Genomic DNA, 14,408 nt, shown 5'->3' on the forward strand with positions numbered 1-14,408 from the left:
TCACTTCTCGGCGGAAATCAACACGTCTTCGCTCTAAAGTCATCTACGCCCCAATCGAACCTTAACTGCAGAAGTTTTCGCGCACTACGAACATCGCCGATCCGTAGGGCTTCCCCCTGTCCAGGATGGTGAACCCACAAATTCAATACCAAGCGCACCAAAAAACAAATACTTAACCTTTACCCTTGATGGGTATTTTATGAACTTGAGCTGCCAACGCTTCCCCCGTATGCCCTCCGCCGTTGGACAAAAATTCTTTCGTCCTCGGTAGTTTACTAAGTTGGGTTGAGTATGGACCGCGGTTTTATAGGCGCAGGCATGATTGGCGTCAGCGACACGAATGGGCTTGGCGAGATCAGTCCGGGCGCTCACATTGAGCATGACATCAAACCGAAAAGTGGAGCGAAAGTCCCACGGAACATCCGCTTTCCGGACCAGGCAGTGCAGGGTCGATCTTTGCGCTGGAAACGGGAGCATGCTGAACTGCAGGTCGCACTGGGCATCGTCGTGCGATCGCAAATCACTCTAATCAATTGCGGTCCAGACTCGTGCCTCGAAATTCCGGCAAAGCAACTTGGCTTTGGTCGATTCGATATCGCCACGTTGCGGGTGCTTTGCGGAAACCGCATCTTCAGCGTCATCTGCGCACCGTCCAGGGTCTGGAAAAAGAAAAGGCTCTTTAACAAACTTCTCGCGCTCAAGGCAGAAGCTGCTCAGAACGGCCATCGCGTTTTACTTATTCCGTCCCACTCGATCCTCAACGAGCAGCGGCTCGCCAAGGCGACAGCCTTGGCCTCGGCGAGGGCGTTAAAACCCAGCCGTAGTGAGCGGCAGAAAATAATCGAACATGTTGTGAAGCGTCAGGGCAGTTCAGTCGAGAATTGCGCAAACCTGATTTCACATCACCAAGACCCGGTAGGTGTGATACTGAACCTGGTCGTGCATCGTTGGCTTCAACTCTCGCCCGGCCCTGTGGGGCCTGACTCCTTGGTCACTGCAGGAGGCTGAAGCGCCTTGAGCATAATGCCACGGGCGCCGTCTCGCTCAAGAAACTCAACACCGAGTTTTTCCAACGCCAACTTAATCTTGAGCCGCGTCGAGTCAAATGGCTGGGCATCGCCATTTTCTGCGCCGGCTAAAGTCTTGCGGGTGATGCGCGCCTTTTTCGCAAGCTGTTCTTGTTGCAGTCCGAGCATCGCTCGAGCTGCACGAATTTGCGCCGATGTTATCGATTCTGGTGACATCGAGCGAAGAACACCACGGCTAACCGTAAAATGCAAACTACCCACCATGAGTAAAGTGGCTTGACATGCGGGTATTTTTCGTATAGGGAAGCCATCGTCAGCGACTAGACCCGCCTGACCGAGGGCCCTGCCCCTCCTGGCGCTTAGCGCCCTACCCTACATTTCGCACCACCCGGTGACGTTCTTCAATTCCTCAACAGCGAGGAAACATGAACGCTTTTACTCCCTTTACTCCCGCCGACACCCTCGATCTTGAGCGGCGCAAGCGCTACCGCATCGACATGGACCGTCTTCGCCGTAGCGCAGAAGCTTTGCTCTTGAGCCACCGTTCTATCCACTTCGTTGGTGAGCACGACGAAGTCTCCGAGCTCTGCATAGCGCTCGGGCTTGAACGCCATGACTTTTGTGCTCTTGAAGTTCGCATCAAAAGCCGTCGTGCGGTCCTGATATGCGTTCCCGGTCGCTTATGGCAGCGATCAGACGATATGTCCGTTTTTCACGATGTGAAATTGGTGAGCGCTACGCACGGATACCAAGTCATCCTGGTCCCTGAAAATTTCATCCGCCGTCAGCCCCGCCTCGATAACGCGATGCTCATCAGTGGCACAGCAAAGGTCCACGTCAGCCCGACGGATCGGATGTCGATACTTGGCCACCTCATCGAGCACGGTGATGCTTCGATCTATGACCTCGCCGGCTTGGTGAAGCACGGAGATCCGATATCGGCGGTATTGCACCTCGTCACCACTGGGGCGCTGTATCTCGATCTCAATTCGCGCATCACGCCGCACTCGATCATCAATCTCACTCCAGAGCTCTGAGGTCGAAATGAGTATCGATTTTCTTGGCTATGATCCGCTGGCAACAGCGGATCAATTGGCTCGTGCTGCCTACGATTTAGCCGAACTTGCCGCTGGGCATCCTCCCGACCCACTGTCTATGTCCGAGGCTCCGCTTTTGCGGCGCTGGGGAGCGATCAGAGCAGCCCGCCCCGCTTTGACTGGGGTCATCTACGGGCATCCGGAGCTTGAGGACGGCAAGACCGTGGTCACATCCGGACTTCTGGCGATTAATCGCCAAGCGGGCTGGGCCCGAACCCACTCGCGCTTCTATCTACTCGGTGCAGCATCACTTTTCGGACTGGATGCATAATGGCAAATATCGAAGACGAAGTCCCACGCCGCATGATGAAGCGCCTGTATCCGGCGAACCGTAAGCACGATGCCGAAGTCAGCGTCCAAATCTTGGTCGCAGAACAAGCACTCAAAAATGTCCTGTCAGTGGATTTGAGGAAGGCCTGGTCAGGCGGTGGCGGGGGTGCAACCGCGGTCCTTGTTCCGTCTTCGGAATGGGTACCGCATATCGCAACTGCGGTGGAGGATATTTGCGGCGAACTCTGCGTTCACATGAAAGTAGATGGCAAGAAGCGTGACGAGCACGGCTCGGCGATCGCACGTGCATTGGGCCAGGGTAAAGGCGTGGTTGCGATCAGCCCATCGCCGGATTTTCTGCCAAAGATGTTCCACACCGTCGTTGATCATACCCTGCAGATTGCGGTCACTCCGGCCACGATCGCAGCGGTCGTTCGCACGGTCGCAATTGGACGACTTCCCCGGTCCTTCAGCGAGCTGAATCTCGGGCTGCTTGATTTCGATGAGATTTGTGGACTGATCGTGCCGGGAAACTCGGCTTCGGACATTCACGGACGGTTCGAGCGAGCAATCGCGGGCAAGCGGAGCTTGGCTCGAAACGGCGAGAATCTTCCAAATATGGAGGAGGCCATCGAATTCGGACAGGCACAACGCTGGGCACTGGATCTTAAGCAGGATCTCTCCGATTTCTTGGCAGGGAAAATTGGTATCGAAGAGGTCGACAAAGGAATTATCCTTCACGGCCCGCCGGGAACTGGCAAAACGCTATTTGCTCGTAGTCTTGGACAGTATTTGGGAATTCCCGTCATTGTCTCAAGTATGGCGGAGTTTTTTGCAAGTAGTGCCGGATACCTTGATAGTGTCGTGAAGGCTCAGAGGGATCTCTTCGAGAAGGCACGTCAACAGAAGCCATGCCTGATTTTTCTAGATGAGCTGGATGCCACCCCGGATTTGGATAAGATTGACCGAAATACGTCATGGTGGTCTCCGGTTGTAAACGATTTCCTCGCTCTTCTCGATGGAGCCACTTCCGATCGCAGCGGCGTAATCGTGATCGGTGCAACGAACCGTCTTCATGCGATCTCACCCGCTCTTCGTCGTCCGGGCCGTTTCGAAAGGGAAGTTTTTCTTGGCCTTCCAGACTCCTTGGGCACGCTCCGTGTCTTGAGGCATCATCTTGCCGATCAACTCGCAGATAAAGATCTGACCGAAATTGTTGATCGCTGCACTGCACGCTCCATGAGTCCTGCAGTGATCATGGAAAAGGTTAGATCTGCGAAACGAATATCGCGGAGAGCCAAACGCGACATGACACTGGACGATTTACGGGCGTCGATCGTCCCGGTTGATGAGCGGGATCATTGGGAAAGGTTTCGAGTGGCAAGTCACGAGGCCGGACATGCCCTGCTCGCTGCTCTGTATTGCCCTGAACTTTTGGTATCAGTCGACATCGAACAAGATGGCGGAAGCAGTGGTGGCTCAACGCATTTTCGACCACTGAGAACGGCGGCATTGACTAGGGAATCTCTGATAAAACAGGTCAAGGTGTTGCTCGGTGGAAGAGGCGCGGAGACGCTGATGATGAGAGAGCCGTCGGCTGGATCAGGGGGAGGCCTGCAAAGCGACCTCCACCAAGCCACATCACTTCTTGCGATGGCTGCGATGTCATTCGGTCTCGATGCCCGCGTTCGGTGGCGATGCACACCAGAGCAGGCCGTGGATAGCCTTCTGATCGATCCTGAGCTTAGACTGCAAATCGAGGATGATTTAGAAAGCCTGGCTGTCGAAGTTGAAGTTGAACTGCGAAAGCATCGCCCAGCCTTGGAAGCGCTTGTCAAAACCTTGATGAATGAGCGTCGTTTGAATGCCGACCGAGTGCTCCATATCCTCTCTGAATACAAGCCCGGCTCTGTGCGAGCTGTAAATCATTGAAGGCGCAATCCGGCACAACGCTCAGCCAACTGCTAAAAAGTCGATCTGTGCAGGGTCTGCCGATTATTCCAACCCTTGCACTCGTAGGAGAAAAAATCACAAGAATTCGAACCAGCGAATCTGCATTTTAGAAAGCGGTTCACTACCACTTTAAAATAGTCGCGTTGGCGTTCGAAAAACGATTCAAGACGTCATTTTGGATCAACAGACCATTGAAATCCGAAATTTTCTTTTCGACAAGACGAATCAAATTTTTCGACTCTGCGTTTCGTCTCGCAATTTAAAAATCCGCTTAAGGATTTAAAGACGTCATCACGGACGCGCCCCTATGGCACATGCCATTGTCATGCATTTGATGCACGACATTCAGCCCGCCAGGCAGTTAATGTAAAACATTAAGAAACGCCAATAGCGGACTCGAAAGACTCAACTTCCGGGGACAAGAACGACAAAAAAATGGGGTGAGTCGCTGGACAGATGCGTAAAATATAGCATCATCAACAGCGTCGACGGCACAAGTCGTAGTCAAAGAAACTGAAGAAATGAAAAACGCCCCGGACGAGTCCGAGGCGTTTTTAAAACCGACATTTCCCAACAAGCTTGGCAGCACCGGGGAATGTCTCAACACGAAACTGAAAGGCCTCATGCAGGCCCGACTATCCTTGATAACCTCCACGGTGTCAATGGTCGGGCGGCATGAGCAGGAGAACTCATGTCTTTTTCACCCTCCTCTCCGTTCATTCCCCCAGAACGCAGCCGCGCCACCCGCCCCATATCGCTTACGGGCCGTAACAGCTTCCGTGGTGCCCTCGTGGCAAAGTTCGGCGGCATCGACCAAATAATTGCGTATGAATCCCTTCTTGAGCGCGGTTGCCTCCATATGCTGTTGGCGGATCCCAACGTGAATTACGTGTGGGAGCAACCGCCAGCGATCTCATTTCTCGACATCGAAGGCACTCCCCGCAAACACACGCTCGACTTCCTGGCGACATATTCCGACGGTCGGCAGATCGGATTCGCATGCAAGCCACACAAGAAGGTTTGGAACGACGACGGTTCCCCGACCAAGTTTCGGCGTGACATGGCCCGTGTTGCTGCAATCGCCGGCTTTCCGATCAAGATCGTCACGGAGAAGAGCTTCAGCCGCATTCAGCTTCAGGATGCTCAACTCATGCATATCTGCAACAGCGACACGGATGAGGAAGCTGACGCAGCGGTCTTGTCAGTCATGCAAGGTCTCAAGGGAACCTTTCCCGTTCGCACGCTTGCCGACATCACCAGTCTTGAGGGCCGTGCATTTCGATCCGCAGTGCGACTTTTTCGAGCCGGGCGCTTGGTAAAGTGCCAGAAGCGCCGTTTTGCCATCGACACCCTGGTGGAGGCGCGCCTCGATGGCTAAGACACCTTGGCAGCGCTTAGGCGATCACGACGGGCTAACCATCGACGGTGTCGAATACACGGTTCAAACCAGCGATGCGAATGGCCAAAAACTCCGCGAGGTCGCTCGACCTGGCGTTACGGCCATGTTCAATCATGATCAATGGCGCGCATTGCAAAGTAAACCCGGCTTTCAGCACAAGCCGGGTTTACATGATCGGCTGCAGGCCGAGCTACGCTCGAAAGTGGGCGTTGCATTCGCATCTGACATTCCGTTCAAACAATTCACGCGGATGCAATACTACGAGGACCTAGTTCTCGAACTGATCACGAAACATGCTGCCGGCAGCTTCACGCTCGATCCCGTCGAGGTGCAACGGCAGATGGATGAGAACGGCCTTGGTGCTATCGCAGATGAAAAGATGCGCCAACGACAGCTTCACAAATCCGGTGGGCTCGGCGGCACGGAGTATTCCCTCTTCAAACGCCCGTGCGGCAGCGTGTTGCTCGAAAAGCGTCGGGTTTATCTCAAGTATGGCCTTGAAGGTCTGAGAGACGGCCGCTTCCGTGCTGGGCCAGGTAGTCGACTAGATCCAGACGTTGCTGCCATCGTAGCGATTCATCTGGTCAAATACCGCGACAATCCTTCGGCCACCAAGCAATCGACCTTCCGGGATATCGTTGACGCAATCGACGAGCGCAACGAGCGACTATTGGCGCAGCAGCTCACGGCAATAAAGCCGTCAGACCAAATCGCGCTTTTGCAGGCGCCGGATCGCAAAACGGTTTCGAAGGCTATCGATGGCCTTGACCCGTTCCAGGTCGCGGTTGGGCGCAACGGCCTAGATGTTGCAATCCGAATGTTTCCTGCCGTGAGGGGCACTTCGGACCGCCTCGGCCCAATGGACCGTATTGAGTACGACGAGAGCAAAGTTGATCTGCTCAATTTGTTCGCAGAGACAGGCGTCTGGTCACTTTTGACGGCCGAGCAAAAGTCAGAGGTCAAAAAAGCCCGCATGATGATCGGCATCGCGATCGATGTCGTCACAAAGTGCATTCTTGCAATGAGAATCTACCAGGTCAGTAATGGAGATAATACAACTTACACACTGAAGATGATTATGCAGGATAAGACCCACCATCTTGGGTCCTTGGTCCGACATGGTCTCACCTGGCATCAGCATGGTGGCTCGCGCGTGTTCGTCATGGACCAGGGTTCGTCAAATATTGACCAATACACGCGAACGGCAATCAGCAATCTCGGAGCAGAAATCGTCTACGCACCCGCGGCGGACCCTGCCAAGCGAGGGGTCGGCGAGCGACTTTTTCGCACCTTTGGCAGTTTGATCTATGCCGAGTTCGATGACCGGACAGGATCGAACGTCATCGATCGCGAAAAGTACATGCCTGAAGATACGGCCCGTCTGACGCTGGACGAGTTATGCCACGTTATGGTTGCTGGCGCCGCCGGCCTCTATCACAACTCACCCCACCGCGATCTAGATGGTCGGACGCCGGCGGGCGAGTGGGAACGCCTCGTTCTTGTGCACGGGGTTCCTCACCTGCCGGATGGTAATCGATGGCGTGTGACGTTCGGAATCCACCGTTCCCGTCCGGCCACTCGCTACGGCATCACGCACTGTGGCCAATGTTACACCAACGACCTGGTCGATAACCATTACCTTCATGGTCACGGCGAACTCGAAATCGCCGCTGACCCTGACGATCTGGGCTTCATATCAGTCAAATTTGGTACCGCGTGGCATGAGGCAGCTTGTCTTGACTCCGACATGAGGGGGAAGAGCGCAATGGAATATCTTGCTGCATGCCGACTCCAGAAGTCGATCGCTGACGACGACGTCAAAAAGCGAAGTGCCGCTCGCCGTGCAGCGAAGAAATACATGCGTGACGTTCAGGAACGGGCTCGGCAGCGCCTCAAGGAGACGGATGAGGACGAACTCCCGGACGATCACATCGGCAAACCCAAAGTCACTTTGGCGATGATTGAAGAAGGTGAACGTCAGATCTTCGGAAAGTACCAGCACGCCGAGGACGACATGGACGTCGCCGACGGTGCCCTGGGCTTCGAGATCGCGCCTGACAACTCCGACCCACTGCTGCTTGCAGCGCCTGTCCCCACCCCTGTTGAAACTCCCGCGGCCAAAAAACCCGGCGGCAAGAAGAATTGGTCAGTGAAAAATGGCTGAAAACGTACGCAATATTAGTCTTGATGCCTGGGATCCTGTTGACGACGAATACGAGGTCGAACAGGGCTCAAACGTTGCTCACCTGGCAGCCGTGAAGGCCAAGATTAGCGAGCTTCGCAAAATGTATATCAATACGTCTCGCGATGCATCTCTCAACGAACAATTCGAGCGACTCTTGGAGGAGAAGGAGTCCGGTGCACCCGAACGGCGCTGGGCCGGTTTGCTGGTTAAGGCACCGTCCGGCTTCGGCAAGTCCCGCATGCTTCGCGAGTTTTTCGAGACCCACCCGATGATCCACGAATATGGTTCCGAGACCAGCAACCTCCTCGCAATCCAGGTGCCCTCCCCAGTTACGAACCGCTCACTGGGCTTGGCAGTCGTCCGAACGATGTATCCCCAAAAAACGGACCGCGGGAATCGAGGAATCAATAAGGATTCCGCCCTCTCCGACATCTGGTCTGAGGCACGAAATCTCTCGGAAGAGCTCGGTGTCTTAGGGCTGTGGATCGACGAAAGTCATGATCTGGCCGTTGGCGGTGAGAAGACACTCAAACTGCTCCAGCTCACATTCAAACGCTGGATGGGGCACGCTCACCGACCGCTGCTGATCCTGTCCGGGACGCCGGAGATCGAGGGCATGTTCACGACCCGTGAACTTCGCCGGCGTTTCCTGGATGTGGACTGTCCTGACCTGTCGGCAGAAGCTGACCAAGACGACCTGAAACGCGTCATCGCAAAATACCTTCGCAAGGCCGAGCTCGGTATTGATGCCTCTCTTGAACACCTGATGGGGCGGCTCGTTCACGCCGGAACGCGCCAACTCGGCTGGACATGCGATCTCGTGATTGAAGCGATCCGGGAAGCCTTGCTCACCCGTTCCGATCAGCTCGCGATGAAGCACTTCGCAAGCAGCTACGAAGCAATCGTCAAATGTTCCGACAACGACAACCCTTTCATCGCCGGTGACTGGTCAGGCATCGACACTGTCCTCCAGCGTGTCCGGGTCATCACGTCTCCTCCACCCGCCCCAAAACGTCGCCTCCGCCGGGAGCTAACGCCATGGTAAAGCATCTCCGTATTTCCGCCCCGCTGCAGCCTGAACAGACGATGTTCAGCTATGTCGGCCAGCTTGCGGCTTTGAATTTCCAGCCTGATACAACAGATTTCTGCAATGACATGGGTGCGCCACTGCTTGAGCTCACCGGCGGCCATGTTGAATCGATCAAGAAGATCGCCGAACTTTCCGGCGAAGACCCTGAACGACTGCTGGAAGCCTCCATTTTACGACGTGGCCCGGACATGTTTATCGGCGACGAAAAGCTGAGCAAGGCCACTCGCGCTCGCCGGGAGACCAGGTTTTGCCCTCAGTGCTTGATGGAAGACATCGAGGAGGCAACCAAGCTCGGCAAAAGACGGCCACACCTGGCGATATACGGCCGCCGTGCATGGCTTGTGTCCCAGGTCTATAGCTGTGTGCATCACGACATCGAGCTGGCCAGCGTAGGGGTCGGCTTTGGTCCGCAGCAATATGACTTCTTTGGCCATGTGCTGCCCTTGGTGCCGCAACTTTCATCAATTGCGGCGACCCTGGAGCGACGTCCCGCGACCGACTTCGAGCGCTATGTTCACGGCCGGCTAAATTCGCGAGGCAGTTTATGGTTGGACGAGCTCGGCTTCAGCACAGCTCTTCGGCTCTGTGAAATTGTCGGCACCGTGATCCGTCTTGGCCGCGACAAGCCTTACGCGAGCCTCAGTCCAGGTGAGCTGCGCCTTTCAGGTCAGTCTGGCTTCGAGGTCCTCCAACACGGTGTACCAGCTTTCCGCGAACTTCTGAGCACTCTTCAAGACGATGCTGATCGGCATGCTCGGGACGGTGCGAACACTGATTTCGGCAATATCTACGTGTGGGCAACACATGTCGGCGATCCAGATGTCGAGGCGGTGCTGGATATCATGCGCGATCATGTCGAAGAGACAACGCCGGTGGGAGCCGGCGATCAGGTCATGCGCCGTATCGTCAAAAAACGGAAGGTCCATTCAGTATACACAGCTGCACGCGAATTCGGGATCCATAAGGATGTTCTGCGTGCCCAGTTGAGTGCCCTGGGTGTCATCAACGATGATGGATCGAAGTATCATCACCATCTGCTTTTTCCTGCCGAACCGAATCTACAACTCCTCGAACGACTCGGCCGGGCTTTGACAGCCAAGGACGGGATGAAACACATCAACTGCGAGCGGCAGGTCTGGCCACTGCTTCTCGGGAAAGGGCTCATCAAGCCAATTTGTGAGACAGCAGCCACGGCTTTGGTCTTTGATCCGGCCGACCTGGATGCCTTTGTCGGAAGCCTGACTGGTTGCGTCAACGAACTGCCAGCCGACGGCCTGCTACCGATCAATCGCGCCGCAAGAAGGGCTCAAGTCAGCCAAGGTGATGTCGTTGAATACATTCTGGCCGGGAAGCTGAAAACGATCGGCCAAATCCCGGGGCAAGAGGGGTATTCATCTATCCTGGTGGATCCGGCTGAGTTGCTGGCACTTACAGCTAAGCCCGAGATCGACGGAATGGTGATCACCAAGATAGGGAGTGATCTCGGTGTGCCACATGCGGGTTTGGTTCAAATGCTTGGGAAACAATTGCCCACCACGTGGCGGCCCTACCCGAAGATGCGCAACGAAATGCAGCGCGTGGTTGATCTCGATGTCTACCGGGCGTTCAAAGAGAAGTACGTCAGTCTGCGTGATCTATCTCGAGCAGCCGGGTTAAACGGCAGAATGATGGAGGCCCAACTCAAACGAAACGGCATTTTCTCCGAAGCAGGCTTTCCACCGAACGTGCACCTCTATCTGCGAAGTCGCTTCCCCTGACCTCACCAAATCGGTAATTAAAGCCCGGCACATGCCGGGCTTTTTTTATTCCCGGGACTCAGGATTCGGTGTCTTGGGCAGATATCCAGACTCGGAATGCCAACGGACATATGTCGGTTTTTTCGACGGATATATGTCGGGATTATCAGACTGCCATTGCGAAAAAGCCCGGATTTCCGGGGGGCCATCAGTGTCCCAGACTCGGGATTACGACGGACTCCTACATTTGGCGCGGCGACTGTCGCGGTGTGCGCAGCGGCCGGCCGCCAGTTGGCCTAGATCGATCTATGGAAAGTGAAGAGCGCTACCAACGCCGCCGACGACGCATGAATACTCTACCGAGCGGCACACCCAAAAGGACGGCAAGAGTAGTCGCGGACAAGAGGCTCATAAAAACCGGAAAATTCACGGGCGCACCTATAGATCAATATTGGAGCGCATACGCAGTACCCAGCGCAATATTGAGTCTGGGCTGATTTGGTGAATAAGCGATAAATGGCCTTTTGCCGAGCTTCGAAACCAGGGCCTATCAGTCGGCCTTCCCTCCCCCTTGTGGGGAGGGAACGAGGGTGGGGGTACTGACAAACTCAGAAGAAGACACTTCCCCCTACGAGCCGATGTTCTCCCAATCGAGCACGATCTTGCCGCCCGTCCCGGACGCAGCCTCTTCGAACGCCGCCGCATAGTCGCCCGCAGGACGACGCCCGGTTATCACCCGGCGCACATCCAGCCCGCTTTCAAGCATGGCCAGCATCTTGTGCCAGGTCTCGAACATTTCGCGCCCATAAATCCCCTTGAGCGTGATCATGCGGAACACGATCTTCCCGAGATCAAACGGAAACGGCCGCGCCGGAATACCCAGCAGCGCAATCTTCCCGCCCATCACCATATGGTCGATCATCTGGTCGAGCGCCGCGGGTGCACCGCTCATTTCGAGCCCAACGTCAAAACCCTCGCGCATGCCGAGCCGGTTCATGACCTCGCGCAGATCCTCCTGCGCCACATTGACCGGCACCACATCGGCGACCTTCGCCGCCAGTTCCAACCGCTGCGGACTGATGTCGGTAATCACCACATGCCGCGCCCCAACATGCCGCGCGACTGCTCCAGCCATGATCCCGATGGGACCAGCGCCCGTAATAAGAACATCCTCGCCGACAATGTCGAACGACAGCGCCGTATGCACCGCATTGCCCAGCGGATCGAGAATGGCCCCGATTTCGTCGTCAACACTGTCCGGCAGCGGCACGACGTTGAAGGCCGGAATACGCACGAACTCGGCAAACGCCCCCGGCAGGTTGACACCAATCCCCTTGGTATCGGGATCGAGATGATACTTCCCGCCCCGCGCCGCGCGACTATTGCCGCCGACCACATGGCCCTCGCCGGAAACACGCTGCCCGATCTTGAGCCCGCGCACATTGCCACCCACCGCGACGATCTCCCCGGCATATTCATGCCCGGTGATCATCGACACCGGCACGGTGCGGCTCGCCCATTCATCCCAATTGTAGATGTGGACGTCCGTGCCGCAGATGCCGGTCTTCTTGACCTTGATTAGCACGTCATCCGGCCCGATTTCCGGCACCGGACGATCTTCCATCCAGATGCCGCGTTCCGGCTTTGCCTTGACCAGCGCTTTCATCAAATCACCCCCAGCGCGCGGCCGGCGTCGCCAAAAGCCGCAATTGCAAAATCCACATCCTCATCGGTCAGCGCCGCCGACATCTGCGTGCGAATACGCGCCTTGCCCTGCGGCACCACCGGATAAAAGAACCCGGCGACATAAACGCCCCGAGCATCCAGTTCCTTGGCCATGCGCTGCGCCAGCACTGCATCACCCAGCATCACCGGAATGATCGGCGTCTGCCCATCGATCAGCGAAAAGCCCGCCTCGCTCAGCCCCTTGCGGAATTTTGCCGCGTGCCCCGCAAGCTTGGCCCGCAGGTCATCCGCATCCTCGGCAATATCAATCGCCTTCAGCGACCCGGCGGCCACGGCCGGCGCCAGGCTATTGGAAAAGAGATAGGGCCGCGCCCGCTGCCGCAAGAGATCGATGATCGGCTGCGCCGCCGCGATGAACCCACCCATCGAGCCGCCCAGCGTCTTACCCAGCGTACCCGTAACAATATCGACACCGCTCCCCGCGCCGGTCAGCGCCGGCGTGCCCCTGCCCTTTTCGCCCAGGTGCCCCGTGGCATGGCAATCATCCACGGCCACAAGCGCCCCAAACCGTTCGGCCAGCGCGCAGATTTCCCTAAGCTTGGCGACATGCCCATCCATCGAAAACACGCCATCGGTAATGATGAGCTTGAACCTGCAACCATCGGCCTCAGCCTGCTTGAGCTGGGTTTCGAGCGCATCCATGTCCGACGTGTCATAGCGATAGCGCTTCGCCTTGCTCAGCCGCACGCCATCGATGATGGAAGCATGGTTGAGCGAGTCGGAGATAACGGCATCTTCCGGCCCGAGCAGCGTCTCGAACAGCGCGCCATTTGCATCGAAGCATGCCGCAAAGAGAATAGCGTCGTCCTTGCCGAGATATCTAGCGATCCGCCGCTCCAGCTCCCGATGCAGATCCTGCGTGCCGCAGATGAAGCGCACCGAAGCCATGCCAAACCCATGGCTGTCCAGCGCCTCTGCCGCCGCGCGACGAATATCCGGATGGTTTGCCAGCCCAAGATAGTTGTTGGCGCAAAGGTTCAGCATCTCGCGCCCGCCGACAGCAATCCGCCCGCCCTGCGGCCCGGAAATCTCGCGCTCCGTCTTGCGCAGGCCCGCCGCTTCGATCTCGGCCAGAACCGAGGTCACATGATCAAGAAATCCGCTATCCACCGCCGCATCCTCCGCTATAATGGAAATTCCAATATATTGGATGTTGAAATCCGTTACAATGGAATTTCTATGAGTACCGAGTCCGCGCCTCAGCTAGGGCCCATCATTCAGGCCGAGCGAAAGGCCCGCCACCTGACACTGGAACAACTGGCTGCCCGCTCGGGAGTTTCAAAATCCATGCTGTCACAGATCGAACGCGGCGAGGCCAACCCGACCTTCGCCGTGCTCTGGGGCCTCACCCAGGCGCTCAAACTCGATCTGTCGGAACTAGTCGGCGGCGGCATCAGCCAAAAGCAGGCCGAAACCATCGAAGTGGTGAGCGTCGCCCACACCCCCGAAATCCGCTCGCCCAAAGGCGACTGGACCCTGCGGATCCTGAGCCCGCCGAACCTGGCGAGTCAGGTGGAGTGGTATGAAGTGGAAATCGCCGCCGGCAAGAGCCTTGCAAGCTCGCCGCATTCGGCCGGCACCACCGAACATCTGACCGCCTGGACCGATGGCCTGACTGTCATCAGCGGCGGCAGTAGCCAGAAACTGGCCAACGGCGAAACCGCCCGCTACCGAGCCGACCTGCCCCACGAAATCGTCAATGACTCCACCGCTCCCGCAAAAGCGCTGATGGTCGTGCACTATCGCGGCTAGAAGGCGTTGAACGCAAAAATCGCGTCCAACCACGGAACGTCATCCTCGGGCTTGACCCGAGGACGCTGCACTTGATGGTGGCGCGGTAGGTGTAGCCCCCTCGGGTCAAGCCCGAGGGTGACGATTGGTGGAGGCGGAGGCTATTGCGTTGC

General features: G+C 56.6%; 12 protein-coding genes. 9 read left to right on the forward strand and 3 right to left on the reverse strand.

Features of this window, described 5'->3' with window-relative positions; translation table 11 throughout:
- The first annotated feature begins 291 nt into the window (after positions 1–291).
- A complete protein-coding gene (locus ACSQ2A_RS11020; RefSeq protein ID WP_436072284.1) occupies positions 292–1,008 on the forward strand; it encodes a hypothetical protein in 717 nt (238 codons plus the stop codon).
- On the opposite strand, the gene ACSQ2A_RS11025 is transcribed toward ACSQ2A_RS11020, so the two are convergent.
- The gene (locus tag ACSQ2A_RS11025; protein WP_436072285.1) at positions 954–1,280 is read right to left on the reverse strand and encodes a helix-turn-helix domain-containing protein; all 327 of its coding nucleotides are present in this window, start codon (positions 1,278–1,280) and stop codon (positions 954–956) included. The two genes, ACSQ2A_RS11020 and ACSQ2A_RS11025, sit on opposite strands and share 55 nt — an antisense overlap.
- A 173-nt stretch (positions 1,281–1,453) precedes the next feature.
- On the opposite strand from ACSQ2A_RS11025, the gene ACSQ2A_RS11030 reads away from it, so the two are divergent.
- The 7 genes from ACSQ2A_RS11030 (at position 1,454) to ACSQ2A_RS11060 (ending at position 10,779) form a co-directional block, all read left to right on the forward strand.
- On the forward strand, positions 1,454–2,065 hold the full coding sequence (locus ACSQ2A_RS11030; RefSeq protein ID WP_436072286.1) for a hypothetical protein: 612 nt from the start codon (positions 1,454–1,456) through the stop codon (positions 2,063–2,065).
- A 7-nt stretch (positions 2,066–2,072) separates the two neighbouring features.
- A complete protein-coding gene (locus ACSQ2A_RS11035; protein ID WP_436072287.1) occupies positions 2,073–2,396 on the forward strand; it encodes a DUF6634 family protein in 324 nt (107 codons plus the stop codon).
- Positions 2,396–4,327 (forward strand): AAA family ATPase, encoded by a 1,932-nt coding sequence (locus tag ACSQ2A_RS11040; RefSeq protein ID WP_436072288.1) that lies wholly within the window; start codon positions 2,396–2,398, stop codon positions 4,325–4,327. Before ACSQ2A_RS11035 ends, ACSQ2A_RS11040 begins: the two co-directional genes overlap by 1 nt.
- Before the next feature lie 712 nt (positions 4,328–5,039).
- On the forward strand, positions 5,040–5,726 hold the full coding sequence (locus tag ACSQ2A_RS11045) for a hypothetical protein (RefSeq protein ID WP_436072289.1): 687 nt from the start codon (positions 5,040–5,042) through the stop codon (positions 5,724–5,726).
- Positions 5,719–7,911 (forward strand): hypothetical protein, encoded by a 2,193-nt coding sequence (locus ACSQ2A_RS11050; RefSeq protein WP_436072290.1) that lies wholly within the window; start codon positions 5,719–5,721, stop codon positions 7,909–7,911. The genes ACSQ2A_RS11045 and ACSQ2A_RS11050 overlap by 8 nt, the downstream gene beginning before the upstream one ends.
- Positions 7,904–8,977, forward strand: a complete 1,074-nt coding sequence (locus tag ACSQ2A_RS11055; RefSeq protein ID WP_436072291.1) for an ATP-binding protein — start codon at positions 7,904–7,906, stop codon at positions 8,975–8,977. The genes ACSQ2A_RS11050 and ACSQ2A_RS11055 overlap by 8 nt, the downstream gene beginning before the upstream one ends.
- Positions 8,971–10,779, forward strand: coding sequence for a TniQ family protein (locus tag ACSQ2A_RS11060; RefSeq protein ID WP_436072292.1), 1,809 nt, complete (start codon positions 8,971–8,973; stop codon positions 10,777–10,779). The genes ACSQ2A_RS11055 and ACSQ2A_RS11060 overlap by 7 nt, the downstream gene beginning before the upstream one ends.
- Positions 10,780–11,386: 607 nt before the next feature.
- Here the strand turns inward: ACSQ2A_RS11060 and tdh are convergent.
- Positions 11,387–12,424, reverse strand: a complete 1,038-nt coding sequence (gene tdh, locus ACSQ2A_RS11065) for an L-threonine 3-dehydrogenase (protein WP_436072293.1) — start codon at positions 12,422–12,424, stop codon at positions 11,387–11,389.
- Entirely contained in the window at positions 12,424–13,614 is a 1,191-nt protein-coding gene (locus ACSQ2A_RS11070) for a glycine C-acetyltransferase (RefSeq protein WP_436072294.1), read from the reverse strand. Before ACSQ2A_RS11070 ends, tdh begins: the two co-directional genes overlap by 1 nt.
- Before the next feature lie 69 nt (positions 13,615–13,683).
- Between ACSQ2A_RS11070 and ACSQ2A_RS11075 the strand changes: the two genes are divergently transcribed.
- A complete protein-coding gene (locus tag ACSQ2A_RS11075; RefSeq protein ID WP_436072295.1) occupies positions 13,684–14,256 on the forward strand; it encodes a helix-turn-helix domain-containing protein in 573 nt (190 codons plus the stop codon).
- Positions 14,257–14,408: the final 152 nt, after the last annotated feature.

The organism is Devosia sp. LjRoot3 (genome assembly GCF_964252865.1).
Lineage (GTDB): Bacteria > Pseudomonadota > Alphaproteobacteria > Rhizobiales > Devosiaceae > Devosia.